Here is a 22847-nt window from a genome sequence, read left to right as displayed (position 1 = left end):
GTGATTTATCACAAAGGTTTCCCCGTCTTATGTGCGGGGGTATTTATCTCACAATATATTCCTTATATTTTTCCTTGATATTTTTAAGTGTTTGAGTATCTACTGATGAGAAATAATCCGATCTCCTTCTTATATCAAACATTCTAGTTTGTGCCAATAATGCCACTTGGGTTTTTTGCTTAGAGTCCTCAAACTTATAAAACATAAATCCCGCCTTGTTTTTGGTTTGAGAAGAAAGTGGCACACCTAGAAATGTCCCATTGGGTAAAACATTTAGCACCAGCACAGGACGAACAAATTTACTCCCCTTGCCATAAACCTCTCTTCCCACATTGACTCCTACATTGCACCAATAGATTTTGCCAATGATAATCTTTTTATCACTCTTGCGTTGATCTACATCTTTTTTGACCTCATTCCACTCATCAAAATTCTTCTCTTGCATTTTTTGCTCCTATGGTTTAGATTTTATCAAAAAAGATGATTTTAATTTTTAAAAGATTAGGTTATCAAAACTAGACTTTTTCAAGGAGTAAGAGAAGAAAGCACTTATTTTTGAGAGGTGGTGGAGGGGTATTGCAGGGTTTGGCTACAAGAGAGAAGTTTTCTCTTGGAGGAGATTTACTAAAATTTTTGCTTGTTAAATCTCACTTTCATTGACACTGCATTTTGCGATTTTTTTCACTTCTCCCTCAAAGCTGATTTCTTGATTGTGTATCTCAAAGGTAAGACATTCTCCTGAAGGAGGGATAAGCTTGACTTGATGATTTTTGACCTCTCCTCTCTCATAGAGTGAAGCCACCACACTTGCCATCCCTGTGCCACAAGCTAGGGTAATATCTTCTACTCCTCGCTCAAAGGTTTTGACTTTGTATCCCTCTTGTGTGGGGAAAACAATATTAACATTACTATCATATTGCACTCTTAAATCCCTCATTGTGTGGATACAAAAATTCTCAAACTCCTCTTCTTCCTCAATAAATTTGACAAGATGAGGCACTCCTGTATCGAAAAAATCCCAGCCATCATTTTGGTTGAGTGCAAAGATTTTGTAAGCCCCTAAATTGCTTGAAACCCTATAAGGATAGCTCTCTGAAGTGATTGCCACCTCTATCACTCCTGCACCACTAAGAAATCGATGAGATTTTGGAGCAATGGAGTGAAGAAAGGCATACAATCCCACACAACGACTTGCATTCCCACACATTCTAGCCTTTGAGCCATCACTATTATAAAACTCCCATTCATACGCATATTGTGAGTGAGATTTGAGTAGGACTAACCCATCTGAACCGATTCCATTGTGTCTATCACAGAGCTTTAGAGCAAGTTCTTGGGGGTTGAGAGAGGAGGGGAGGGTGTGAGTGATGAGAAAATCATTGCCACTTGCTGAATATTTTTCTAGCTCAATCATTGTCCTTCTCCTAAATCTTTGATATAGAGATGAGAGTTTGATTTGGGGATAGTTTTGGTGCTTGGAAGCTCTAGGATTTGATAGCTTTTGGTGTGTGTGAGATAAACAAGTTTGATGATATCTCCCACCTTGACTTCTTTACTGCTTTTGACTGCCTTATCATTGACAAAGACTACACCACTCTCACACATATCTTGAGCTACGCTCCTGCGTTTGAGAATATTGGTACTATTGAGAAATTTATCAATCCTCATTATCTTCTCCTTTTTAGGGTTTTTGTATTGAGTTTGTAAATCTTTGAGGGCGTGTCCTCAAAAAATCCTCTGCTATCCTCGATGATAATCTCTGCCCTTTGCAATGCAAATTCAAGAGAAAACCCCTCTCCTGAAGGATTGGCACTTGAGGAATACAGAGCTTTAAAGTGGCGTAAAAACTCCAAATGCTTCTCATCTCTTACCACTCTTAGGGCTTTGGCATTGGGATAGATGAAAGTCGTTTTTTTGGCTCTTCGCACTAGGGTTTTGTGTCTTTGGGGGATTCTTACAAAGTTTTTGAGTGTATCTAGGCTATCTACCTCGATTAAAACCTCTTTTCCCTCTCTCCCCTTAGCGTGATTAATCTCTTGGGGAGTTTGGGAGAGGAATCCTGCTGTGGTATCACTCTGAGCCAAAAAAAGCATTCTAGCTTCTTAGAAAGTCTTGTAATGCTTTGGCTTGGTAAGGACTGCTTTTGGATAGCTCTCTAATAGCACTACAAGCCACTTTAGCTTCTTCAATGGTTGTAAAATATGGCACTTGAGATTTTAGCACTTGCTGTCGCAAAAGGCGTGTATCACTCTTATTGCTTCGCTCATCACTGCTATTGATAACCATTGCGATATGGTGATTGGCGATTTCATCTTGGATATTGGGGCGTCCCTCACTCACTTTTAGCACAAGCTCACACTCCACTCCTGCCTCTCTGATAGCTTGATATGTCCCACCTGTGGCACATACGCTAAAACCTAGAGAGATAAATTCTTTGGCTAGACTTGAAGCAAAGGGCTTATCTAAATCTTGCAATGAGATAAAAATCTTTCCACTTGTAGGAAGTGTGTTTTTACAAGCGATTTGACTCTTGGCAAAGCTGATACCAAAGCTTGAGCTAATCCCCATTACCTCTCCTGTGCTTTTCATCTCTGGCCCTAGCAAGACATCTGCACCATTAAGCTTATTGAATGGGAAAACTGATTCTTTGAGGGCAATGTGTTTGAGGGCTTTATGCTGATAAATCCCATCTTTGCACTCTAAGATATTGAAGCAATCATAGAATTTGAGTGCTTCGATTAAATTCCCTTGCACCATTACTCTTGTAGCGATTTTGGCTAGTGGCATACCTGTGGCTTTGCTGACAAATGGCACGGTTCGACTAGCTCTTGGATTGACTTCGATAAGATAGATTTCATCGTGGTGGATTGCGTATTGCACATTCATAAGTCCCACTACGCCAAGCTTTAGGGCAATGTCTGTTGTCATTCTTTGGATTTGAGAGATGAGAGTGGGGGAGAGGGAGAATGGGGGGAGAGAAGAAGCACTATCTCCTGAGTGAATCCCTGCTTCTTCAATGTGTTGCATAATCCCTCCAATATACACATCTTTTCCATCACTGATTGCATCGACATCTAGCTCTATGGCACGATCTAGGAATTTATCCACTAGCACAGGAGAGCTTTCACTTACTCTTACAGCCTCTTCCATATAGGCTTTGAGCTCTTCATCATTATGCACAATTCTCATTGCTCTTCCCCCTAGCACATAGCTAGGTCGCACAAGCACGGGAAAGCCGATTTTACTAGCGATACTATGAGCTTCTTCTTTGTTGAATGCGATTCCATTTTGGGGTTGTTTGAGGTTGTTGGCTTCGACAAACTCAGAAAATTTCTCTCTATCTTCAGCCACATCAATGACTTTGGCAGTCGTTCCGATAATTTTAGCTCCTATTCTTGTCAGCTCTTTGGCAAGTTTGAGAGGGGTTTGTCCTCCAAAATGCACGATGATTCCATCAGGATTTTCTCTCTCAATCACGCTTCTTACACGCTCAAAATCAATAGGCTCAAAGTAGAGCGTATCGCTTGTATCATAGTCTGTGCTTACGGTTTCAGGGTTGCAGTTATACATAATGCTCTCCATTCCCAAATCTTTGAGGGCAAAAGAAGCATGAACACAGCAATAATCAAACTCAATTCCCTGTCCGATACGATTGGGACCTCCACCGATAATCATCACTTTTTTCTTCTCGGTAGGTTTAATCGTATGGGCTTCTCCTATGGGGCTAAAGTGTCCGATAGAAGAGTAGAGATAAGGAGTGAGAGAGGGGAATTCAGCAGCACAAGTATCTACCTCGTGATAGCTCAAAGAAAGTCCTAAATCTTTTCGTGCTTGATAGACTTCATTTTGGTTGATTTCTAAGCCATCGTTTTTGTTGATAAGATAAGCAATCATTCTATCACTAAAGCCCAAAGATTTGGCTTCTTGCATAAGTGAGAAGTTATGCAAAATCTCTACACTGATTTTGCTCTCAAAAAGCACAATTTTTTGGATTTGAGATAGAAACCAGCGATCAATCTTGCTTAGTGTATAAATCTCTTCAATACCTAATCCATTTCTAAACCCTTCAGCCACATAAAGGAGGCGAGAGTCATTGGGGCGTCGGATTTCATGCTTGATTTTTTCAATATCTGAGCTGATAGGATTGAAGCCAAAAAGCCCATTCTCTAGGCTACAAAGAGCCTTCTGAATGCTCTCAGCAAAGCTCCCACCGATTGCCATAACTTCTCCGATACTTTTCATACTTGTAGTAAGTGTAGAATCAGCTGTGGGGAATTTCTCAAAGGTAAATCTTGGGATTTTGCTTACAATATAATCAATACTTGGCTCAAAACTTGCCGTCGTGCCTGTGATATCATTTGTAATCTCATCAAGTGTGAATCCCACTGCCAAAAGCGTGGCAACTTTGGCGATAGGATAACCCGTGGCTTTACTTGCAAGGGCAGAGGAGCGAGAAACACGAGGATTCATCTCAATAACAATCATTCTTCCACTCTCAGGATTTATGGCAAATTGCACATTGCTTCCCCCTGTATCTACACCGATTTCTCTAAGGATTGCAAATGAGGCATCACGCATTCTTTGATACTCTTTGTCTGTGAGAGTAAGAGCAGGAGCGATAGTGATACTATCTCCTGTATGCACACCCATAGGATCAAGATTTTCAATAGAGCAAACGATGATACAATTATCTGCACTATCACGAATGACTTCCATTTCATACTCTTTCCAGCCCAGTAAAGATTCTTCAATCAAAATTTCACTAATAGGTGAGGCATCAAGTCCATTTTTGGCTAAAGTCTTGAACTCATCGATATTGTAAGCCACGCCACTTCCCCCACCTGCAAGGGTGAAACTTGCTCGGATAATGAGAGGGAATCCAATCTCTTTGGCAGCATTGAGGGCTTCTTCTTCATTGTAGGCATAGCGTGATTTAGGCAAGTCCATACCGATTTTTAGCATTGCTTCTTTGAAAGCTTGGCGATCTTCGCCTTTTTTTATCGCTTGGGGGTTTGCTCCTAGGAATTTCACTCCCTTTAGCAATCCCTTCTCTTCCATACTCATCGCGATATTTAGGGCAGTTTGCCCTCCCATTGTAGGCAAAATTGCATCGATATTTTCTTTGGCGATGATGTCTGAGAGGATTTCCTCTGTGATTGGCTCAATATAGGTTCTATCAGCAAATTCAGGATCAGTCATAATCGTGGCAGGATTAGAATTGACTAAAACGACTTTATAGCCTAGCTCTTTGAGAGTTTTGGCAGCTTGTGTGCCTGAGTAATCAAATTCACAGGCTTGTCCGATGATAATTGGCCCTGAACCAATCAGCAAAATATTCTTTATGTCTTCTCGTTTTGGCATAGCAACTCTTTGTAGTGAAATCAAATTTTTAAATTTTACAAAATAAGTGCTTAAAATTCCTTTGATTTTGTAGATTTTTTTGACAATCTTGTGTAATATTGCATTTCTCTTTGCAGACCTATGCAATAGAAAGTTAGAGCAACGCTTCAGGGTAGGAATACAGCAGAGCACTTTGGCTTTTTATGTGCCTTAGGTATCTGCAGGGAGGCTTTGACTTCAAAATTGTAAAAATCCTTCAAAAAATGTCATTTGAAAAAACCAAAAACTTTTGATATAATCCTAGGGCTATTGTGAGGGGACGAACCCTCGTAAAACCATATAGCTTTGGCTATATGGTATCTACAAATACTTCATAAGCTCTGGGTTTATAGTTTTCAAAAAATCTTCCAAGAATTTATCGATTTTATCAGGGGTGATTGAAGCAATTAGCTTGTAATTTTTGTTGTTTTGATAAGTGATATTTGGATTATTGTTTGTATTGAGTTTGAGAAGATTTTCCCAATGATAGGCTTTGTTTCTAATAATCAGAAGCAATTCATAGCATAAATAATATTCCAATGTTTTTGGGCTTTGGAAATATCTCTATTGTTGTATGAACCACCATAGTTTCTAAAATCAAGCAAAGAGGGATTGAATAAAAGAGAGCAGATTTTAAACTCATCAGCAATCTTTACCCAAAACCCTAAAGAGAGATTTGAGATGTATTGATCTTGTTTGGGCAATGGATTTGAGCGTTTGGTGTATTTGTTTTCAATTTTTGAAATTTCAAGCAGTAATCTCTCTTCAAAAGGGGTCTTGCTCTTATCTTTTTGCATATATTGCTGTTTGAGAGTTTGTAGCCACTCATTTCCAAGAGTGAGCTTGAGGGCAAAATCAATAACATTTCTAAGCGAGAGTTCAAGTATGGCAAGTTTTGGTGTGATATGAGAGATAAGGTGGAGATTGCTTTGATGTTCTTGTGTGTTTTTGTAGGAGTTAAATCTTGAAAGAGAAATGAGATTTTGGGGATTAGAGCAGAAATGCAAAATTTTTGATTGGAAATCATCATTCATCGTTTTTCTCCAAAAAAGGCTGTAAGATTGTAGCAGACATTTAAGTTTTTACTTGTTCTTAAGGAGATGAAATGGATTTTTCTCAATTTGATTATGCTTATGCTATCAGTGGGGGGATAGGGAGTGGGAAGAGTAGTGTATGCAATATTTTAGCTACTTTGGGCTACAAAGTGCTTGATGCAGATAAAATCGCTCATCAAGTCTTAAGAGAGCAAAGCCAAAAAGTCATAGAGGTGTTTGGGGAAAGGATTGTGGGGGAGGGGGGAATCAATCGCAAAGCTTTGGGGGAGATTGTCTTTGAAGACAGAGATAAGCTAGAGCAACTTCAAAATATTCTAAATCCTTATATCTATCAAGAGCTTTTTTCTCAATGTCAGCAATTAGAGAGAGAAAAAAAGCCCTATTTTGTGGAGATTGCACTTCTTTTTGAGCAAAGAGAGAGGCTCAATTTCAGACACAAAATCCTCATTACTGCCCCCAAAGAAGTGATTTTGCAAAGGGTGCAAGAGCGAGATGGTACAAGTCAAATGCAAGTCTTGCAACGCATTGCCTCTCAACTTCCTAGTGAAGAGAAAATCCCTTATGCAAGTGAAGTGATAGAAAATGATAGTGATTTTTTGGGATTGGAGAGAAAGATAGAGAAGTGGGTGAGGGGGATTGTGAGTTAGGGTTTTTGAGGGGTTTTCCAATGATTTAAAATCACTTTGATACTAATCATAAAAAGGATTCCCTCAATCATTGCTCCCATTACAAAGGCATAGTAGTTTTCTTGAGTGATGACTTTGAGCTGGAGAGCAAGGGTGGCAGTGGCGATAAGGAATGTGAGAGGCATTGCATCACTAAAAGCGTAAAGAATCGTATTTTTGGGGCTTCCAAGATATTTTCTAAAACTCACAAAGCACCCAATAAGGCGAATCCCAAACATTCCACACACGATAATCAGCGAGTCTTTGAAGAGTTGGGGGTGTGAGAGTAGGGTTTTGAGATCCAAAGTCGTGCCGACATTGACGAAGAAAAATGGCACAAAAAATCCAAATCCAATGCTAGTGAGTTTATTGTGAAGAGAATGACGATTTCCAAAGAAAGTGGCGATAATCATTCCTGCAATAAACGCCCCCAAAGCGACTTCAAGTTGCAAAGAAAGCACAATGGAGATAAAGATAAAAAAAAGCATTGCACTAAAGCGTAAATCTTGATTGCTTGTATCTTCATGTGGGACAATGAGAGTCTTTAGTCTAGGAAACCACCAAAAAATCACCCTAAAGAAACGGAAGCAAAGAGCGATAAAAAAGAAAAAGAGCAAAAGCACCCCAAAGGTTTTGGAAAGCTCAAGACTCAAACCATAAGTGTAAAATCCATTGATTCCCACCAAAATACAAATGCTAAGTAGCTCTCCTAAAATCCCCACTCTCAAAGCAAGGTTTAGCCAAATATGCTCTTTACCATATTCTTTAATGAGTGTCATAATCATTCCTACCCCCATAATAGGGAAGGTAACAATATAGATATAAGGGAGTTTTTGGAGCAAAACTAAGAGAAGTGAGAGGGAGTAGAGGATAGAGAAATACAAAAAGATATTTTTACCCAAACCACTTTTTTTGAGGTCTTTGAAGGATTTAAGATCTACTTCAGTCCCACACAAAAACATCAAAATCAAAAACCCCACCTCTGCCACATAGTGAATCGCCTCGCTTGGGTGATAAATCCCAATATAGCTCACAAACGCTCCCAAAAGCATTTCAATCACTACACTTGGAATGCGTGTGAGTGAGCCAAGGAGTGGAGCGATTGCCACAAGAATGGCAATGAGAGCAAAGGAGGTGAGACTCATAGATTCTCTTCTATCACTTTTTGCAAGGCTTGAGGGTAGAGCTTGTATTCAAGTTGATGAATTGCATTCTCAAAAGCTTGTAAATCCCTAAATGGAGCTTTGCTAAGTTTTTCTTGCAAAATAATCTCTCCACCATCAAGCTCTTCACTGACATAATGCACGCTCACTCCCCCAAAGTTTGCTTCTTTGTCTTCAAAGCTATCTTTTATCCCATTTGTTCCTTTGTGGTAGGGGAGAAAAGAGGGGTGAATATTGATACATTTATAAGCATTGATAAATCTTGGAGTAAGTATCCTCATAAAACCACACAGAGCAATATAATCAGGCTCATAGAGAAATAGAGCTTTGAGAAGTGCTATATCGTATTCTTCTCTTGTTGGATATTCTTGATGAGGAAGAGTAATGCAGGGGAGTCCTAGCTCGTGGCATCGATTGATCCCATAGGCTTCAGGATTATTACACAATGCTCCTACAAACTCAATCTTTGCCCTCTCACCACTTTTGCCTACAACCTCTTTGCCCTCTAGGGTTGTATAAAGATTCTCAAGATTGCTTCCATTCCCACTAAAGAGGATAAAAATCCTAATAGTTCTCATACAAATAACTTTGGATATTTGGTTTTGAGAGTGTTGATGAGGGCAATCATCTGCTCTTGGTTATAGGGAGTATCCTCAGGCACTTCTTCAAGCTCTTCTAGGTAGAGATCGATGAGCTTTTTGATATCTTTCCCTCCTGCAAAGTGCAATGCCACTCCTAGCATATCAATTACCTCTAGGGCTAATTCTTGAATCTCTAAATCTTTTTCTTTCATATTTTCTCCTCCAAAATGATTTGAACCTGCTCTTTTATATCCTCATAAAAAAAGCTTTCTTTAAATCCCTCTATTTTCCCCCCTGAAGCGTTTTTGTGTCCTCCACCACCAAAACACTCACTTGCCAAAACACTCACATCACAGGCATTGTTTGCTCTCAAACTCACATTGCCTCTAGTATTGACATCAATAAAAAAGTCAAATTCAGGATTTTTGCACAAAAACTGATTCCCCACCACACTCACAGAGCCTAGAGTATAGCTCAAAAACCCTCTTTTGTCCTGATAGAAGATTTGGCATTGCTCTTTTTTGGATTCTAAGAGTTTGACAAGATAGTTTGCAAAGATATTATCCATCGTTTCTTTTTGGGGATCTCCCCCTAAGATTTGTTTTTTGAGAGAGAAGAGGGCATTATCAAGCTTGACTTCAGGATTGGGGAGATAGAGATAGTTTTGAGAATGCTCCAAAAGGGAGAATTTAAAATCCCTATTTTGCTCTTCAAACATTGCTCTATTGGGATCTTTTGCTCCTGCGATTGCTCCCATTAGCACTTTGCCAAACTCAAAATTCTCTCCATCCATTATCCACATATCCACAGAATTTACCATCGTGCTAAAATCTCTTAGCCACTGCTCTTTTGAGGGGTTGAGCAGAGGATAAAGCCCTAGGAGAGTTTCAAAAGTGATTTTACACGCACTGCGAGTGTGATCTAGGTAATACCAATGAAATTTTTGAGAGCTTTCAAGCCCACTGATATGATGATCTAAAAGCTTTAGCTCTATATCATAGCCCTCAATTTTTAGCTCACTTACTCTCTCTTGCAAAAGGGTTGATTCTTCAAATGTGAGATTTAAATCTGTGATGAGAAAAAGTGTCTTTTCTTTGCTTTTTTTAGCCACACTCATCATCTCTTCAATTCTTACCATAATCTCTTTGCCATAGTTGGCATTGAAAAAAAGGATATTTTCAAAAAAATGTTTAGCGATATATTGAGCCCCATAGCCATCTAAATCGATATGGGAAAGGTGTAATACTCTCATTGTTGTCCTTTAAAATCTATCTCAATAGGTTTATCAATAATCTCAAAATTGACATTTGGATCAAGCTCGGTGTGGCTTAGCACCACGACATCGACTTTGTATTGCTCTAGTTTCTCATAGAGTGGGCGTCTAAGCTTGTTATCCACTAGCAAAATCACAGGGGAGATCCCCATTTGCACGACTTTTAGCATACTTTCTTCAATACTTTCTTTGAGTTTTTGGGTTTCACTGATTGTGAGAAGCAAGGTTGAGTTTGAGCCTTGATCTTTAATCTTAGTGATAAGGGCGTGTTCGGTTTCATTGTTGAAGATGAGAAGCTTGATAGTGCCATCATCGGATTTGAAAAGATTGGTGATTGTCCTTGCAAGGCGTGTTCGCACTTGCTCGACAATGATTGGGATATTGTTTTGCACAGCTTGAGCAATATCTGTAACGCACTCAAGGATAGTGAGCATATCTCGGATTGGAATCTTTTCTTTAAGCAACTCTTGAAGCACTTGACGGATAACTCCTGTGGGGAGTTTGTTGGCTTCTTCAATGATTGCAGGATAAATATCGCTGAGGCGATTAAGAAGTTTTTTGACTTCATCTTTGGTGATAAATTCAGGAGCATATTGTTTGATGAGTTCTGAGATATGAGTAGAAACAACCGTGGAGGGATCAATCACGGTGTAGCCTTGAATGATTGCTTCTTCTTTGTCTTTTGCCTCTATCCACAATGCGTCCATTCCAAAGGCAGGTTCTTTGGTAGGGATTCCATTGATGGGCGTGCCTACATAGCCTGTATCCATTGCTAGGAAGTGATCAGGCATTACATCTCCCTCGCCAATCTTTACTCCTTTGAGGAAAAACTCATAGTGAGTAGGGGAGAGCTGAAGATTGTCTTTGATGCGAATCTTTGGCACCAAAAATCCAAAATCTGAAGCAATTTTTTTTCTAATCCCTCTAATTCTCTCTAGCAAATCACCATTTTGCTTGACATCGGCAAGTTTGATGAGTTGATAGCCCAAAAACAGCTCTAGCACCTCTAGCTTTAGCACATCATTGATAATCGCCTCTTCCTCTCGCTCAATCTCTTCTTCACTCTTTTGAGGTTTGGGAGGGGCAGTGTGAGAAGAGATATCAATGGGTTTTTGAGGAGTGGGTGTGGAAGCAGAGGTGGGATCTTTTTTCTTTTTGAAAAAGTTATCTACAAAGGAGAAGATACTTTTTTTCTCTCCCTCTCCCATAAGGTAGGCAATAGTGTAAAACACCAAAGAGATGAAAATAAGTGAGCCATGAGGGAATCCAGGGATAAGAGAGCCTACAAACAAAATTGTTGCCAAAATCGTAACGATTTTTTGACTATTGACAAGTTGAGTTACTAAATCTTTGGCAAAGTTATCTTCCTCTCCTTTGGTGCTTCGTGTGATGATAATCCCTGTGGCTGTGGAGATGATAAGGGCAGGGATTTGTCCTACAAGCCCATCTCCAATTGTCAAGATTGTAAAAGTAGAGGCACTATCAGAAATACTCATATCATACTGAAAGATTCCGATAAGAAATCCTCCTACAATATTGACAATGGTGATGATGATTCCTGCAATCGCATCGCCTTTGACAAATTTACTTGCTCCATCCATCGCTCCATAAAAATCAGCTTCTTGAGCGAGCGCATCTCTACGCCTTTTGGCTTCGTGCTCATCAATCAATCCTGCATTCATATCTGCATCAATTGCCATTTGCTTACCAGGGAGTGAGTCAAGTTGAAATCTTGCTTTGACTTCTGTTACACGCGTTGAACCATTGGTAACTACCATTAGATTGACAATGACAAGGATACAAAACACAATGATTCCAATCACATAATTCCCCCCTACCACAAACTCCCCAAAGGCTGTGATAATATCACTCACTGCCATAGGGCCTTTATTGCCCTCTGTGAGAATCATTCGAGTAGTTGCGACATTGAGTGCTAGGCGATAGAGGGTTACAAGCAAAAGCAAAGTAGGGAAAGCTGAGAAATCAGTAGGCTTTTTGATATAAAGTCCAATAAGGATAATCAAAATTGAGAGAGCCATAGAAATGCTTAGCATAAAATCCAAAATAAAGCTAGGAAGTGGGATAATGATGATGGCTAAGATTGCAATGATAAAAAAGACAACGCTTAAGTCTTTTGAGCCAAAAATTTGTCCCAAAATAAGTTGAGCTTTTTGAAGTAATTGATTTTTGGAAAACAAAACATTCCTTTGTTTGCTTATTTTTTGGTTTTAAGTGTGGAATTTTACATTCTTTTGTAAGGTTTTTGAAGTTTTATTGTAAAATCCACGCTTCAAACTTTTTGTTTGATAATACTATACCAATCTAGGAGGTCATTATGGCTCAAGATATGGCGAAAAAACAAGAAATTATTTCTAAGTTTGCCAGAGATTCAAAGGATACAGGTTCATCTGAAGTGCAAGTCGCACTTTTGAGTGATAGGATTGCTACTCTTACAGAGCATCTCAAAGCTAACCCAAAAGATCATTCAAGTCGATTGGGACTTTTAAAGCTTGTAGGACAAAGAAGAGGATTGCTTAAGTATCTTAAGAAAACTCAATATGAGCGATATTCTAAACTTATCGCTACTCTTGGCATCAAGGATAGATAATCCTTGCTTTGAGGGGCTTCCCCTCACTTTTTGCTTCCTTTAAAATTGCCAAAGACTAGATTAGGAACTAGTCAAAAATCCCCAAACTTTTATCTGCCAATGTTTTGATATCTTTTGGTTTAGCGATAAAGTCTGTATAGCCAAATCGCACACTATTTAGCATTGCTTGACCGATAATGCGTGTGGTTAAAATATGATTGGGTAGCACATAACGCAATAGCTGTAAGATTGGGGAAGTAAAGCGATAAAATAAACGATAGCTTTTAGTTTTGGAAGTAATGCCATCAAGAGGTTGGATAACAGCAGGGCGAAAAGCAACAAACTGCCTAAAACCTATCTGATTTAAGGCGTTTTCTGCTTCACCTAGTGTTTTTGCCCATCCTTTGCCAAAAGCATTTGCTCCTTGTCCTGAAGTAAATACAAAAGTCATATTGGGATTATTGGGTTGTAATTTTTTGGCAATCAATAAAGGTAATTCATACATTGTATAGTGATATTGCTCAGCACTGCCATTACTGCTACTCATACCCACTGCATAAAAACATCCATCAAAACCTTGTAGGCTAGAAAAATCTGCTTGGCTAAAATCTTTGACAATGATTTCACAAACCTTAGAATGAGGGGTTGCAAGAGGTGAGCGTAATATAGCGACAATCTCTGTAATATCTTTTGCTTTGAGGCATTCCTGCAATATGCCTTGTCCTACCATACCTGATGCACCAAATAATATGATTTTCATAGTTGCTAATCCTTTGTGTCAATTTTGCTTATGTGTAAAACTTTAAAACTGCGTATTTCTAGGTGATATGTCAATTTTATCAATATCAGCAAAATTGCCCCTAAGATATTCTCTCACGCCCACTCTTCCAATCATTGCCGAGTTGTCAGAGCAAAACTCCAAAGGAGCTAGGAGCAATTTGCTTCCAAAACTTGCAGTAAGTTTGTCTATCTCATTGCGTAAGAAAAGATTTGCACTCCCACCCCCTACGATTGCAAAGTGAGACACACTCTCTCCTCTCTCTTTTTTCTCCAAAAAATAGCGTTTGCATTTTTGAAGTATATGAGAGCAGGCACTTTTTTGGAATGCATAGGCTAGAGCGTTTTTATCTAGTGAATCACCTCTTTTTTCTATCTCAAGTCGCACAGCGTTTTTAAGTCCTGAGAAGCTGAAAGCTAGAGTTTTGTTTTGCAGAGGGATAGGGAGGGAGTAGAGTTCTTTGTGGCACTTTGAGGCTAAATCTTGGATAATTGGTCCTCCTGGATAGCCCTCTCCTAGCATTTTTGCTACCTTATCAAAACTCTCTCCAAAGCTATCATCTAGGCTTTGGGCGATGATTTTGATCTCTTGCTCTGTGGCTTCCAAAATCAAAGTATGTCCCCCTGAAACTAGCAAAACACTTAGAGGAAAAATCTCTTTTTCTTGATTGATAAAAAGGGAGTAGATATGCCCTTTGAGATGATTGATTGAAAGCAGGGGGAGAGAGAGTGAGAGCGAGAGGGTTTTTGCCATCATTAACCCCTCAATGAGAGTTACGCTAAGTCCTGGTTCGCTAGTTACTGCGATGGCTTTGAGGGTTGAGAAGTCTCCACCTAAAAATTCTTTGAGATTGCTTAAAATCTTTGGGAGTCTTTGGGCGTGAAGCCTTGAGGCAATCTCAGGCACAATCCCCCCATAATTGCTATGAAATTCATCTTGAGAGATTTTTTGATGAAAGAGAAGTTTGCAATCTTTGATTTGAGTGAGAGCCAAAGAGCTATCATCACAACTGCTTTCAATACTAAGTATCATTGTAAAATCCTTGTTTGTTTTGTAAAATCATATAAAAAATTTGGGAGAAAAATATGAAAAGAATGAGGGCAGAGTGGGAGAAGCAAAGAGCAGTTTTGTTTGCTTTTCCTCATAAAGATAGCGATTGGGTGGAGTATTTGAGTGAGGCTAGAGAGAATTTTATTGCCATTATTAAAGAAGTGTTGAGATTTGAGGAAGTGGTATTGGTGTATCATCCAAATGATTTAGAGGGCAGGGCAATCATTGAGAAGACTTTTTCTCAAGCCATAGAAGAGGGGAGAGTGAGAGTGTATGCAATCCATTGCAATGACACTTGGGCTAGGGATTTTGGAGCAATCAACTTGCTTGAGGGGGATAAAAATGTGTTGCTAGATTTTGGGTTTAATGGGTGGGGGCTGAAGTTTGCAAGTAATTGGGATAATCAAATCAACTCTGCCCTAAAGAAAAATGGAGAGTTTAGCGATGAGCTAAGGGCGATGGATATGATTTTGGAGGGTGGAAGCATTGAGAGTGATGGAAGGGGAGTGATTTTGACAAACACTCAATGCTTACTAGAAAAAAATCGCAATCCATACTTAAGCCAAAAAGAGATTGAAGAGAAGCTAAAAGGGCATTTGGGAGCAAAAAAGATTCTATGGCTCAATCACGGCTATCTAGCAGGAGATGACACTGATAGCCATATAGACACTCTTGCTAGATTTATCTCTCCCACTCAGATTGCTTATGTTTCTTGTGAAGATGAGAGTGATGAGCATTACTTGGAGCTAAAGGCAATGGAAGAAGAGCTTAGAGAATTAAGGGATTTGGAGGGCAATCCCTATGAGTTAGTCAAACTCCCCTTTGTGAGGGCGATTTATGATGAAGGGGAGCGGTTACCTGCAACTTATGCAAACTTCTTGTTTGTCAATAATGCTTTGCTTGTGCCAACTTATGGAGATAGCAATGATTCTTTGGCTTTGCAAATCTTACAAAACGCTCTCCCACATCTTGAAGTGGTGGGAGTGGATTGTCAGACTTTGATAAGACAGCACGGCAGTTTGCATTGTGTGAGTATGCAACTTTATTAGATTTTGGGTAGGGATTTTGAGGTTTTTAGCTTAAAATTAGACTTTTATTTTTCATTAGGAGTGCAAGAAATGGGCTTTTTGGATCGTTTTTTTGGCGTGAGTCAAAGTGGGAGTAGCTTCAAAACTGAAGCATTTGCAGGTTTTACCACCTTTATGGCAATGCTTTATATTATCCCTACAAGTGCTTCAATTCTCTCAGATTCTGGGATGCCAAAGGAAGCATTGATTACTGCTGTAACTCTTGTTACTATCATTGCTACGCTTTTGAGTGGAGTGTGGGCAAGAGTGCCTGTGGCAATGAGTGTGGGAATGGGATTGAATGCTTATTTCTCTTATGGAATGGTTAAGGGAATGGGGCTAAGCTGGGAGCAAGCTTTGGGGGTAGTATTTCTCTCAGGTGTGGTGTTTTTGCTTGTTTCTCTAACCAAACTTCGCTCTTGGCTCATCAATAGCATTCCCTTAGGGCTTAGATTTGCTCTAGCAGGGGGATTGGGTGCGTTTATTTGTGCGATTGGTTTGCGTTCTCTTGGAGTTATCACAATCTCTCCTATTGGATTGCCTGAACTTGGGGGACTAAATAAGCCTGAAGTATGGATTGGGCTTATTGGAGTAGTGGTGATTTTGGCTTTGAGTGCAAGGAAGATTCACGCCTCTTTCATCATCGGAATCATCTTTTGCTCCATTTTGGCTTGGGTTTTTGGAGTTTCAAAAGTGCCAAATGAATTTTTCTCAACCCCTGCCTCAATCGCTCCTATTGCCTTAAAAATGGATATAGCAGGGGTGCTAAGCCTTGCTCTTGTGCCTACGATTATCTCTTTACTTGTGTTAGATTTGTTTGATTCTTTGGGGACTTTGGCAGGAGTGGGGGCAAAGATTGGATTATTTCAAAACAAAGAGGGTAAGGGAGATAAAACTTTGGAGAAAACCCTAGAGGTTGATGCAGCAGCCACTGTGATTGGAGCAAGTCTAGGGGTATCTACCACTACTAGCTTTTTGGAGAGTGCAAGTGGAGTGAGTGAAGGGGGGAGAACAGGGCTAACTTCAGTATTTTGTGCCCTCTTTTTTGCTTTTACTCTCTTTTTGCTTCCACTTTTTCTCTCTATCCCCACTTTTGCAATCTATCCTACTTTGGTTGTAGTGGGAGCAATGATGTTTTTAGAAGTCAAGCATATTGAGTTTAATGACTTGCCTATTGGACTTTCAGCCTTTTTTACTATCGTGCTAATGCCTTTGACTTACTCTATCGCTAATGGTTTGGCAGGAGGGTTTTTGGTCTATATCCTCACTTGTCTTGCACTCAAACAATATCATCGTATCAATCTTGGTGTGATTTTGCTAGGGATTTTGAGTGTATTGCCAATTGTTGTGCATGGTGTATTTTTGAAAGGATAGAGAATGGAAGGGAAATTGATGGCTTTGGCCATAGAAACTTACAAAATCACCCTATATGTCTCTTTGCCAATGCTTTTGGTGGGATTGGCTGTGGGGTTGTTTGTCAGTATTTTTCAAGCCACAACACAAATCAATGAGATGACATTGACTTTTGTGCCTAAGATTTTGGCAGTGATTGCAGTTTTGATTTTTCTCTCACCTTGGATGATGAATCAAATTTTGGATTTCACAAAAAAAGTTTTTGATCTTATACCGAGTTTCCCATTTTGAAAAAAATCATCGATTTCTCAAAACATACAAGCTTAAGGATTGGGGGGAGCTGTGAGGTGGAAGTTTTGAGTGAGGCTAGGGGATTAGAGGAGGGGGAGAGAATCATAGGGGCAGGGAATAATCTACTAGTTTCCCCAAATGCAAAAAATATTTGTATCTTAGGCAAAGAGTTTGATTATATTTTGGATTTGGGAGAGTTAGTTGAGATTGGGGGAGCTGTGAGTAGTGGGAGAATTTATAGCTATTTTAAGAGAAATAATCTTTTTGGATTGGAGTTTTTGAGGGGGTTGCCGGGGAGTTTGGGGGGGTTAGTGAAGATGAATGCAGGAATGAAAAGCTATGAGATGAAGCAGACTTTGAGAAGTGTATGTGTCGATGGAGAGTGGATAGAGGCTCAAAATCTCAATCTCTCTTATCGCCATAGCGAGATTGATGGGGTGGTGTATGGTGCAAGGTTTGAGAAAAGGGGTGGATTTAGAGATGAGCTAGTGAGTGTGTTTGAAGAAATGAGAAGCACTCATCCGCATTTGCCAAGCTGTGGGAGTTGCTTTAAAAATCCAAGTGGGGATTATGCAGGAAGATTGCTAGAGAGTGTGGGGCTGAAGGGCTTTAGAGTGGGGGGAGTGGGGTTGAGTGAGAAACACGCAAATTTTTTAGTCAATCTTGGAGGGGGGAAGTTTGAGGAAGCCAAAGAGCTGATTGCCCTAGCTCAAAGCAGGGTTAAAGAGAGTTTTGGAATCACTCTTGAGTGTGAAGTGGTAATTTTGGAGTAAAAATACAAGTTTTTTGATTATAGTTGCACTTTTGAAACTAGAAAAGGATAATAATGGATTATACAATTAGCAAAAAGATTTTGAGTGTTGTTGGACGCACAAACGCAACTTATAACCTCATAGGAGAGGGCGATAGAGTGCTTTTGGGACTTAGTGGTGGGAAAGATTCTATTCTTCTAGCCTGTTTGCTTGAGAGAATGAAACGCCACGCTCCATTTGAGTTTGATTATCTTGCAGTAACTGTGCATTATGGAATGGGGGAGGATTACTCTTGGCTTGAAGAGCTTTGCCATAAGCAAGGAATCAATCATCAAGTGTATTACACCACCATTATGGATACGATTGTAGAGAAAAGAAGAGAGGGGAGCTCATATTGTAGTTTTTGCTCTCGTATGCGTCGTGGGGCTTTATATACCAAAGCCCTAGAGCTTGGCTACAACAAAGTAGCTATCGCTCATCATCTTGATGATGCGGCTGAGAGCTTTTTTATGAATCTCACTTATAATGGGGCATTAAGAAGTATGGCACCTATTTATAAGGCTGAAAATGGACTTTATGTGATACGCCCACTCATTCACGTGCGTGAGCGACAGACAAGGGACTTTGTGCTTTCTCAAAATATCCCCACTTCCCCTGCGTGTAATTGCCCTGCACGACGCCCCGGATCAGATAAGCCACCTATTGCTAGAGAGGCGACAAAGAATTTCCTAGCTGAATTAGAGAGAAGCAATCCTGAATTTTTCACTTCTTTGAAAAATGCTTTTAGCAATATCCACGCCAATAGCTTCTCGGATTTGAGATTTTTAGATAAATAATGGTGGTTTTAATCCCTGAGGAAATCACTCATCAGCCCACCTATACCTCTTCAAATCTCACCTTGATTTACTTCTCTCAAAGGGGGAGTAGCAAAAGGCTCTCAAGCTATTTTCAAAAAGATTGCTTGATTTTTGTTCAAGAGGGGCAAAAAGTGATTAACACCTCACTTCAGAGCTATACAATCAGCAAAAATGAGGCGTTTTTTGTGCCTATGGGGAGCTATGGGTTTAGCAATATTGCCTCTAATGGAGAGTATGCTTCTTTGCTTTTTTTCTTTGAAAAAGCTTTCTTACACTCCTTTGCCAAAGAGTATTGCCAAAAAGAGGGGAGGGGTGCTGTGGGGTTTTGTCATTTTGAATCTAGCCCAAGATTGGAGCAGTTGATGCAAAGCCTTGTGCTAAATCAAGAGCTTTTCAAAGATAGCTCTTTTTTGGATATCAAGGCTAGAGAGCTTTTGTATCTACTTTTGCAAAGCAATCAGGAATTTTCTCACACACTCTCCTCACTCCTAGCCAGAAAAGCTCCACTGATACAAAGGCTTGATTCTCAACCTTTTTTGCAAGTCAAAGATATGGCAAAAGAAGTGAGGCTTGAAAGCTCAATCTTTAGCAAAAAATTCAAAGAAGAAACAGGAATCACTCCAAAGGAATGGCTAGATAAAAAAAGGTTAGGGAAAGCAAAGATGATGCTAGAGCTTGAAGATAAAAATATCGCTGAAATTGCTTATGAGTTAGATTTTGGCTCTCCTTCGTGGTTTATCAAAAGATTTAAAGATTATTATGGAATGACTCCTAAGCAATATCAAAAATTATCAAAAAACTAGTATTTTTTATCAAGTTTCTTTCACTTTTGAAACCCTAAAATCCCTATAATTTCGCAACTTTAATCATAAGGAGTAAAAATGTTTAAGAAAATTTCTATTATTTCTGCGTGTGCTTCATTGGCACTTGCTTGGAATGTGCAAGAGTTTGAGGGCTTTGCAAGTCCTGAGAGTGTATATGCGATGAAAGATTATGTCTTTGTAAGCAACTTAGGAAAAGAGGTTAAGCCACTAGAAAAGGATAACGATGGTTTCATCATCAAGATGAGCAAAGAGGGCAAGGTGCTAGATAAGATCACAAATCTCAATGCCCCCAAGGGAATGGGTGTGGTAGAGGGAGTGCTGTATGTGAGCGATATTGATACGATTAAGGGCTTTGATTTGGTAAGCAAAAAACAAGTTTTTAGCCTTAAAATCAATGGTGCAGTATTTCTCAACGATATTGCAACTCAAGGGAAAAATGGATTTTTTGTGAGTGATACAGGCACAGGGAAGATTTATACAATCAATCTATCCAAAAAGAGCTATGAGGAGTTTATCACTTTGGAGAGTGCAAAATATGGTGGTGGGCCAAATGGATTGCTAGTGAAGGATGGGGATTTGTGGGTGGTTACTTATGATCCAAGTCAAAAGATTCAAGGGGAAGTGCTAAAAATCTCTCTTCAAGACAAGAAGATTACTGAATTTTCTAAAGCTAGGGGCTTTATGGATGGGGTTGCAGTAGATGAGAGGGGCAATCTCTTTGTGAGTGCGTGGGGAAATAATCTTAGGGGAGTAGTCTATCAAATCTCTCCTGATGAGAGCTATTCTGAACTTCCTATCCGCAAGATAAAGGGGTGTGCTGATATTTTCTATCAAGATGGTGTGCTTTGGATACCTGCAATGATTGAAAATAAAGTTTTAAAAGTTACAAAGTAGGTTTGTGTCTATTTCTTTATTTCCCCAAAGAAAAAGGCTTACCCCTCCTCACTCCCCTCAGCCCAAAAAGAAAGTCTTGCTCCTTTCTTTTTGCCAATAGGGGAGAGCCTCGCTTAATCTTGAGCTATTCATTTTGGAGAACAAGGCACTTCTGCCTTGTTTTTTCTCCAAAATTTTATCAACGCTCAAGGCGAGAGGGTGGGTGGATAAGATTTGAAGGGGGATTGTGGTTTGATTGGGGTGTTTTGACTTCTTTTATTGTTTATATCTTCTTTCTTGACTAGAATAGCTCTTGGCTTGTATAATTTGCCCTTATCATCTTAAGGAGTGAAAATGGATATTTTTCAAAGAGATTTAGCAGGAGTTGGAGTTGATGCAAGAGAGGAGGAGTTTGCCAAAGATATGCTTCCACGCATCAAAGAGGCTCAGAAAATCATTGCCAAACTCAATAATGGCTATCACGATGAAGAGGAGACAAGAAAGATTTTGGAGGAGTTGATGCACAAAGAGCTTGATCCCTCATTGTGGGTTTTACCTCCATTTTATACAGACTATGGAAGAAATATCACGCTAGGGAAAAATGTCTTCATCAATCAAGGTTGCACTTTTATGGATAGGGGTGGGATATTTATCGGAGATGATGTGTATATCGCCCCAAAGGTTAATATCATCACAATCAATCACGACATTAACCCCTACAAACGCACAATCACTTATTGCAAACCTGTGTATATCGAGGATAGGGTATGGATAGGTTGTGGAGCAACGATTTTATCAGGTGTGAGAGTAGGGGAGAATTCAATCATAGGGGCAGGGGCAGTGGTAACCAAAGATGTACCAAAAAATTCAATCGTAGGGGGAAATCCTGCAAGGATTATCAAAGAGATTAGAGTAGAGGGGCAGGAAGAGGGTTAATACGCCCTCCCACACCCTATTTCAATCTCTTTGGCTATCATTTTTCCATTGTCATAGAAGACATCGACTTCTACAACATCATTGACTCTGAGTTGAGAAAAAGTTTTGGGAGTATCCCAGCCACTTCCACAGCCCTCCTGCTCGATTTCAGTGTAGGGCATTACTTTGATGATTTGGTTATTGACTTTGATTGTTTTGTTGGCATCATCAATCTCTTCAATAATCCCGCGAACATCAGAAGCACAAGCGACACTAAGCCCCAAAGCCACCCCTATAAATACGCCTAATCTTTTCATCTCAACTCCTAAAAAAGCTAGATTATACCCTTAATATGCACGATTTTTCACACATTGGATTTCAATCTTGCTTGCTGTAAGCATATTGTTGCTTGGGAAGACGTCCATTTCTACAATATCTCCTACCTTTAGCTCAGAAAATTTACGACTCACATCCCAAGCAAGATAGCAAGAATCTTCTTCAATCACGGTGTTTGGCAAGACTTTGACTATCTGTCCATTGACTTTGATTGTCTTGTCTGCATCGCTAATAGATTCGATAACCCCTTCAAAATCACTATCTGCAAACGCTAGACTTCCTATCGCAAGAATGCTTAATAATATCTTTTTCATCTTCTCTCCTTAATACGCACGATTAGCACATTGGATTTCAATCTCTTTGGCTACAAGCACATTGTTTTCAGCCCCCATAAAATCCACTTCTACCACTTGTCCCACTTTGAGATCGGCAAACTTTTTGGGAGTATCCCAACCACTTCCACACGCTTCTTCTTCGATTTTGGTATAAGGCAAAATCTTGATAGTAGTTTGATTGACAACGATTGTTTTATCATTGTTATTGACTGCCTCAATGATTCCATAATTGTCTGCAAATCCCAAACTCAACCCTGCCAAAAGTGCTAAAGCAATCTTTCTCATATCTTCTCCTTAGTAAGCTCTATTTTTCATACATTGAATATCAATGCTCTCAGCAACCAAACCTTGCCCTCCATTCATCAAATCCACTTCTACCAAATCTCCTTTTTTGAGATCGGCAAATTTCTTATCACTATCCCAGCCCATTCCACAAGACTCTTGCTCAATCTTTGTATAAGGCATTACAGCAATTGTGCTTCCATTCACCGTGATTGTCTTCTTGGCGTTGTTGATAGATTGAATCACTCCTTTGATATCAGAAGCATATAGACTTGCTCCTACTAGCATTGCTCCTATAAGTAACTTTTTCATTCCTTTGTCCTTTTGTTTGATTTCAAACTCTTTTTGAGTTTTGATAGGGAGATTTTAGAGAGCGAATGTAAAATTTATATAAAATGAGAGAAAGAATATAAAAAAATTGAGAAAAATCC

Annotated in this window: 28 protein-coding genes and 1 other RNA gene; 11 read left to right on the top strand and 18 right to left on the bottom strand. The window is 39.5% G+C overall.

Features of this window, described 5'->3' with window-relative positions; genetic code table 11:
* Window positions 1-43: 43 nt before the first annotated feature.
* The 5 genes from CQA58_RS04520 to carB all read right to left on the bottom strand — a co-directional run bounded on the left by CQA58_RS04520 (window position 44) and on the right by carB (window position 5361).
* Window positions 44-445, bottom strand: a complete 402-nt coding sequence (locus tag CQA58_RS04520; RefSeq protein WP_115569537.1) for a type II toxin-antitoxin system PemK/MazF family toxin — start codon at window positions 443-445, stop codon at window positions 44-46.
* Window positions 446-640: 195 nt separating this feature from the next.
* Window positions 641-1414: a diaminopimelate epimerase gene (dapF, locus tag CQA58_RS04515; RefSeq protein WP_245942766.1), complete on the bottom strand. Its 774-nt coding sequence runs from the start codon at window positions 1412-1414 to the stop codon at window positions 641-643.
* Entirely contained in the window at window positions 1411-1668 is a 258-nt protein-coding gene (locus CQA58_RS04510) for an RNA-binding S4 domain-containing protein (protein ID WP_115569536.1), read from the bottom strand. Before CQA58_RS04510 ends, dapF begins: the two co-directional genes overlap by 4 nt.
* Window positions 1668-2093 carry a Sua5 YciO YrdC YwlC family protein gene (locus CQA58_RS04505; RefSeq protein WP_115569535.1) on the bottom strand — a complete coding sequence of 142 codons (426 nt, stop codon included), beginning with the start codon at window positions 2091-2093 and terminating at the stop codon, window positions 1668-1670. Before CQA58_RS04505 ends, CQA58_RS04510 begins: the two co-directional genes overlap by 1 nt.
* Before the next feature lies 1 nt (window position 2094).
* Complete coding sequence (gene carB, locus CQA58_RS04500) at window positions 2095-5361, bottom strand: carbamoyl-phosphate synthase large subunit (protein WP_115569576.1); 3267 nt, start codon at window positions 5359-5361, stop codon at window positions 2095-2097.
* A 109-nt stretch (window positions 5362-5470) separates the two neighbouring features.
* Here carB and ffs point away from each other — a divergent pair.
* An RNA gene (ffs, locus tag CQA58_RS04495) (signal recognition particle sRNA small type) lies at window positions 5471-5568 on the top strand.
* 132 nt (window positions 5569-5700) lie between these two features.
* On the opposite strand, the gene CQA58_RS04490 is transcribed toward ffs, so the two are convergent.
* Together CQA58_RS04490 and CQA58_RS04485 are read right to left on the bottom strand one after the other, a co-directional pair.
* Window positions 5701-5895: a hypothetical protein gene (locus CQA58_RS04490; protein ID WP_115569534.1), complete on the bottom strand. Its 195-nt coding sequence runs from the start codon at window positions 5893-5895 to the stop codon at window positions 5701-5703.
* On the bottom strand, window positions 5886-6413 hold the full coding sequence (locus CQA58_RS04485) for a hypothetical protein (RefSeq protein WP_115569533.1): 528 nt from the start codon (window positions 6411-6413) through the stop codon (window positions 5886-5888). The genes CQA58_RS04490 and CQA58_RS04485 overlap by 10 nt, the downstream gene beginning before the upstream one ends.
* 71 nt (window positions 6414-6484) lie before the next feature.
* Between CQA58_RS04485 and coaE the strand changes: the two genes are divergently transcribed.
* Window positions 6485-7081: a dephospho-CoA kinase gene (coaE, locus tag CQA58_RS04480; RefSeq protein WP_115569532.1), complete on the top strand. Its 597-nt coding sequence runs from the start codon at window positions 6485-6487 to the stop codon at window positions 7079-7081.
* On the opposite strand, the gene CQA58_RS04475 is transcribed toward coaE, so the two are convergent.
* From CQA58_RS04475 to flhA, 5 genes are read right to left on the bottom strand one after another with little or no spacing between them, the layout of a single operon-like run.
* On the bottom strand, window positions 7078-8244 hold the full coding sequence (locus tag CQA58_RS04475; protein ID WP_115569531.1) for a cation:proton antiporter: 1167 nt from the start codon (window positions 8242-8244) through the stop codon (window positions 7078-7080). The genes coaE and CQA58_RS04475 overlap by 4 nt on opposite strands.
* Window positions 8241-8840 (bottom strand): phosphoribosylglycinamide formyltransferase, encoded by a 600-nt coding sequence (gene purN / locus CQA58_RS04470; protein ID WP_115569530.1) that lies wholly within the window; start codon window positions 8838-8840, stop codon window positions 8241-8243. Before purN ends, CQA58_RS04475 begins: the two co-directional genes overlap by 4 nt.
* Window positions 8837-9055: a hypothetical protein gene (locus CQA58_RS04465; protein ID WP_115569529.1), complete on the bottom strand. Its 219-nt coding sequence runs from the start codon at window positions 9053-9055 to the stop codon at window positions 8837-8839. The genes purN and CQA58_RS04465 overlap by 4 nt, the downstream gene beginning before the upstream one ends.
* The gene (locus tag CQA58_RS04460) at window positions 9052-10095 is read right to left on the bottom strand and encodes a DHH family phosphoesterase (protein WP_115569528.1); all 1044 of its coding nucleotides are present in this window, start codon (window positions 10093-10095) and stop codon (window positions 9052-9054) included. Before CQA58_RS04460 ends, CQA58_RS04465 begins: the two co-directional genes overlap by 4 nt.
* Window positions 10092-12314 carry a flagellar biosynthesis protein FlhA gene (gene flhA, locus CQA58_RS04455; RefSeq protein ID WP_115569527.1) on the bottom strand — a complete coding sequence of 741 codons (2223 nt, stop codon included), beginning with the start codon at window positions 12312-12314 and terminating at the stop codon, window positions 10092-10094. Before flhA ends, CQA58_RS04460 begins: the two co-directional genes overlap by 4 nt.
* 137 nt (window positions 12315-12451) lie before the next feature.
* Between flhA and rpsO the strand changes: the two genes are divergently transcribed.
* On the top strand, window positions 12452-12724 hold the full coding sequence (gene rpsO / locus CQA58_RS04450) for a 30S ribosomal protein S15 (RefSeq protein ID WP_115569526.1): 273 nt from the start codon (window positions 12452-12454) through the stop codon (window positions 12722-12724).
* Between the two features lie 67 nt (window positions 12725-12791).
* Here the strand turns inward: rpsO and CQA58_RS04445 are convergent, their stop codons facing one another.
* A complete protein-coding gene (locus tag CQA58_RS04445; RefSeq protein WP_115569525.1) occupies window positions 12792-13463 on the bottom strand; it encodes a Rossmann-fold NAD(P)-binding domain-containing protein in 672 nt (223 codons plus the stop codon).
* 42 nt (window positions 13464-13505) lie between these two features.
* On the bottom strand, window positions 13506-14513 hold the full coding sequence (gene tsaD / locus CQA58_RS04440) for a tRNA (adenosine(37)-N6)-threonylcarbamoyltransferase complex transferase subunit TsaD (protein ID WP_115569524.1): 1008 nt from the start codon (window positions 14511-14513) through the stop codon (window positions 13506-13508).
* A gap of 53 nt (window positions 14514-14566) precedes the next feature.
* Here tsaD and CQA58_RS04435 point away from each other — a divergent pair, with 53 nt between their 5' ends.
* The 8 genes from CQA58_RS04435 to CQA58_RS04395 all read left to right on the top strand — a co-directional run bounded on the left by CQA58_RS04435 (window position 14567) and on the right by CQA58_RS04395 (window position 21484).
* The gene (locus tag CQA58_RS04435) at window positions 14567-15580 is read left to right on the top strand and encodes an agmatine deiminase family protein (RefSeq protein WP_115569523.1); all 1014 of its coding nucleotides are present in this window, start codon (window positions 14567-14569) and stop codon (window positions 15578-15580) included.
* 69 nt (window positions 15581-15649) lie between these two features.
* Window positions 15650-16972 (top strand): NCS2 family permease, encoded by a 1323-nt coding sequence (locus CQA58_RS04430; RefSeq protein ID WP_211305712.1) that lies wholly within the window; start codon window positions 15650-15652, stop codon window positions 16970-16972.
* A gap of 3 nt (window positions 16973-16975) precedes the next feature.
* Entirely contained in the window at window positions 16976-17242 is a 267-nt protein-coding gene (gene fliQ, locus CQA58_RS04425) for a flagellar biosynthesis protein FliQ (protein ID WP_115569522.1), read from the top strand.
* Window positions 17236-18015 carry a UDP-N-acetylmuramate dehydrogenase gene (locus tag CQA58_RS04420; protein ID WP_115569521.1) on the top strand — a complete coding sequence of 260 codons (780 nt, stop codon included), beginning with the start codon at window positions 17236-17238 and terminating at the stop codon, window positions 18013-18015. The genes fliQ and CQA58_RS04420 overlap by 7 nt, the downstream gene beginning before the upstream one ends.
* A gap of 53 nt (window positions 18016-18068) precedes the next feature.
* The gene (locus tag CQA58_RS04415) at window positions 18069-18830 is read left to right on the top strand and encodes a tRNA 2-thiocytidine biosynthesis TtcA family protein (RefSeq protein WP_115569520.1); all 762 of its coding nucleotides are present in this window, start codon (window positions 18069-18071) and stop codon (window positions 18828-18830) included.
* A complete protein-coding gene (locus CQA58_RS04410; RefSeq protein WP_115569519.1) occupies window positions 18830-19654 on the top strand; it encodes a helix-turn-helix domain-containing protein in 825 nt (274 codons plus the stop codon). The genes CQA58_RS04415 and CQA58_RS04410 overlap by 1 nt, the downstream gene beginning before the upstream one ends.
* Window positions 19655-19732: 78 nt before the next feature.
* Window positions 19733-20569: an NHL repeat-containing protein gene (locus CQA58_RS04405; protein ID WP_115569518.1), complete on the top strand. Its 837-nt coding sequence runs from the start codon at window positions 19733-19735 to the stop codon at window positions 20567-20569.
* Window positions 20570-20902: 333 nt separating this feature from the next.
* Entirely contained in the window at window positions 20903-21484 is a 582-nt protein-coding gene (locus CQA58_RS04395) for a sugar O-acetyltransferase (RefSeq protein ID WP_115569516.1), read from the top strand.
* Here CQA58_RS04395 and CQA58_RS04390 read toward each other — a convergent pair.
* The 4 genes from CQA58_RS04390 to CQA58_RS04375 are packed head-to-tail and all read right to left on the bottom strand — an operon-like array spanning window position 21481 to window position 22728.
* Window positions 21481-21780, bottom strand: coding sequence for a DUF5666 domain-containing protein (locus CQA58_RS04390; RefSeq protein WP_115569515.1), 300 nt, complete (start codon window positions 21778-21780; stop codon window positions 21481-21483). The genes CQA58_RS04395 and CQA58_RS04390 overlap by 4 nt on opposite strands.
* Window positions 21781-21810: 30 nt before the next feature.
* Window positions 21811-22113, bottom strand: a complete 303-nt coding sequence (locus tag CQA58_RS04385) for a DUF5666 domain-containing protein (protein ID WP_115569514.1) — start codon at window positions 22111-22113, stop codon at window positions 21811-21813.
* A gap of 9 nt (window positions 22114-22122) precedes the next feature.
* Window positions 22123-22419 (bottom strand): DUF5666 domain-containing protein, encoded by a 297-nt coding sequence (locus tag CQA58_RS04380; RefSeq protein WP_115569513.1) that lies wholly within the window; start codon window positions 22417-22419, stop codon window positions 22123-22125.
* A 9-nt stretch (window positions 22420-22428) separates the two neighbouring features.
* Complete coding sequence (locus tag CQA58_RS04375; RefSeq protein WP_115569512.1) at window positions 22429-22728, bottom strand: DUF5666 domain-containing protein; 300 nt, start codon at window positions 22726-22728, stop codon at window positions 22429-22431.
* Window positions 22729-22847 lie beyond the last annotated feature (119 nt).

The organism is Helicobacter brantae, assembly GCF_003364205.1.
GTDB lineage: Bacteria > Campylobacterota > Campylobacteria > Campylobacterales > Helicobacteraceae > Helicobacter_G > Helicobacter_G brantae.
Note: the sequence above shows the minus strand (reverse complement) of the source record. Positions and strands in the feature narration are given on the sequence as shown.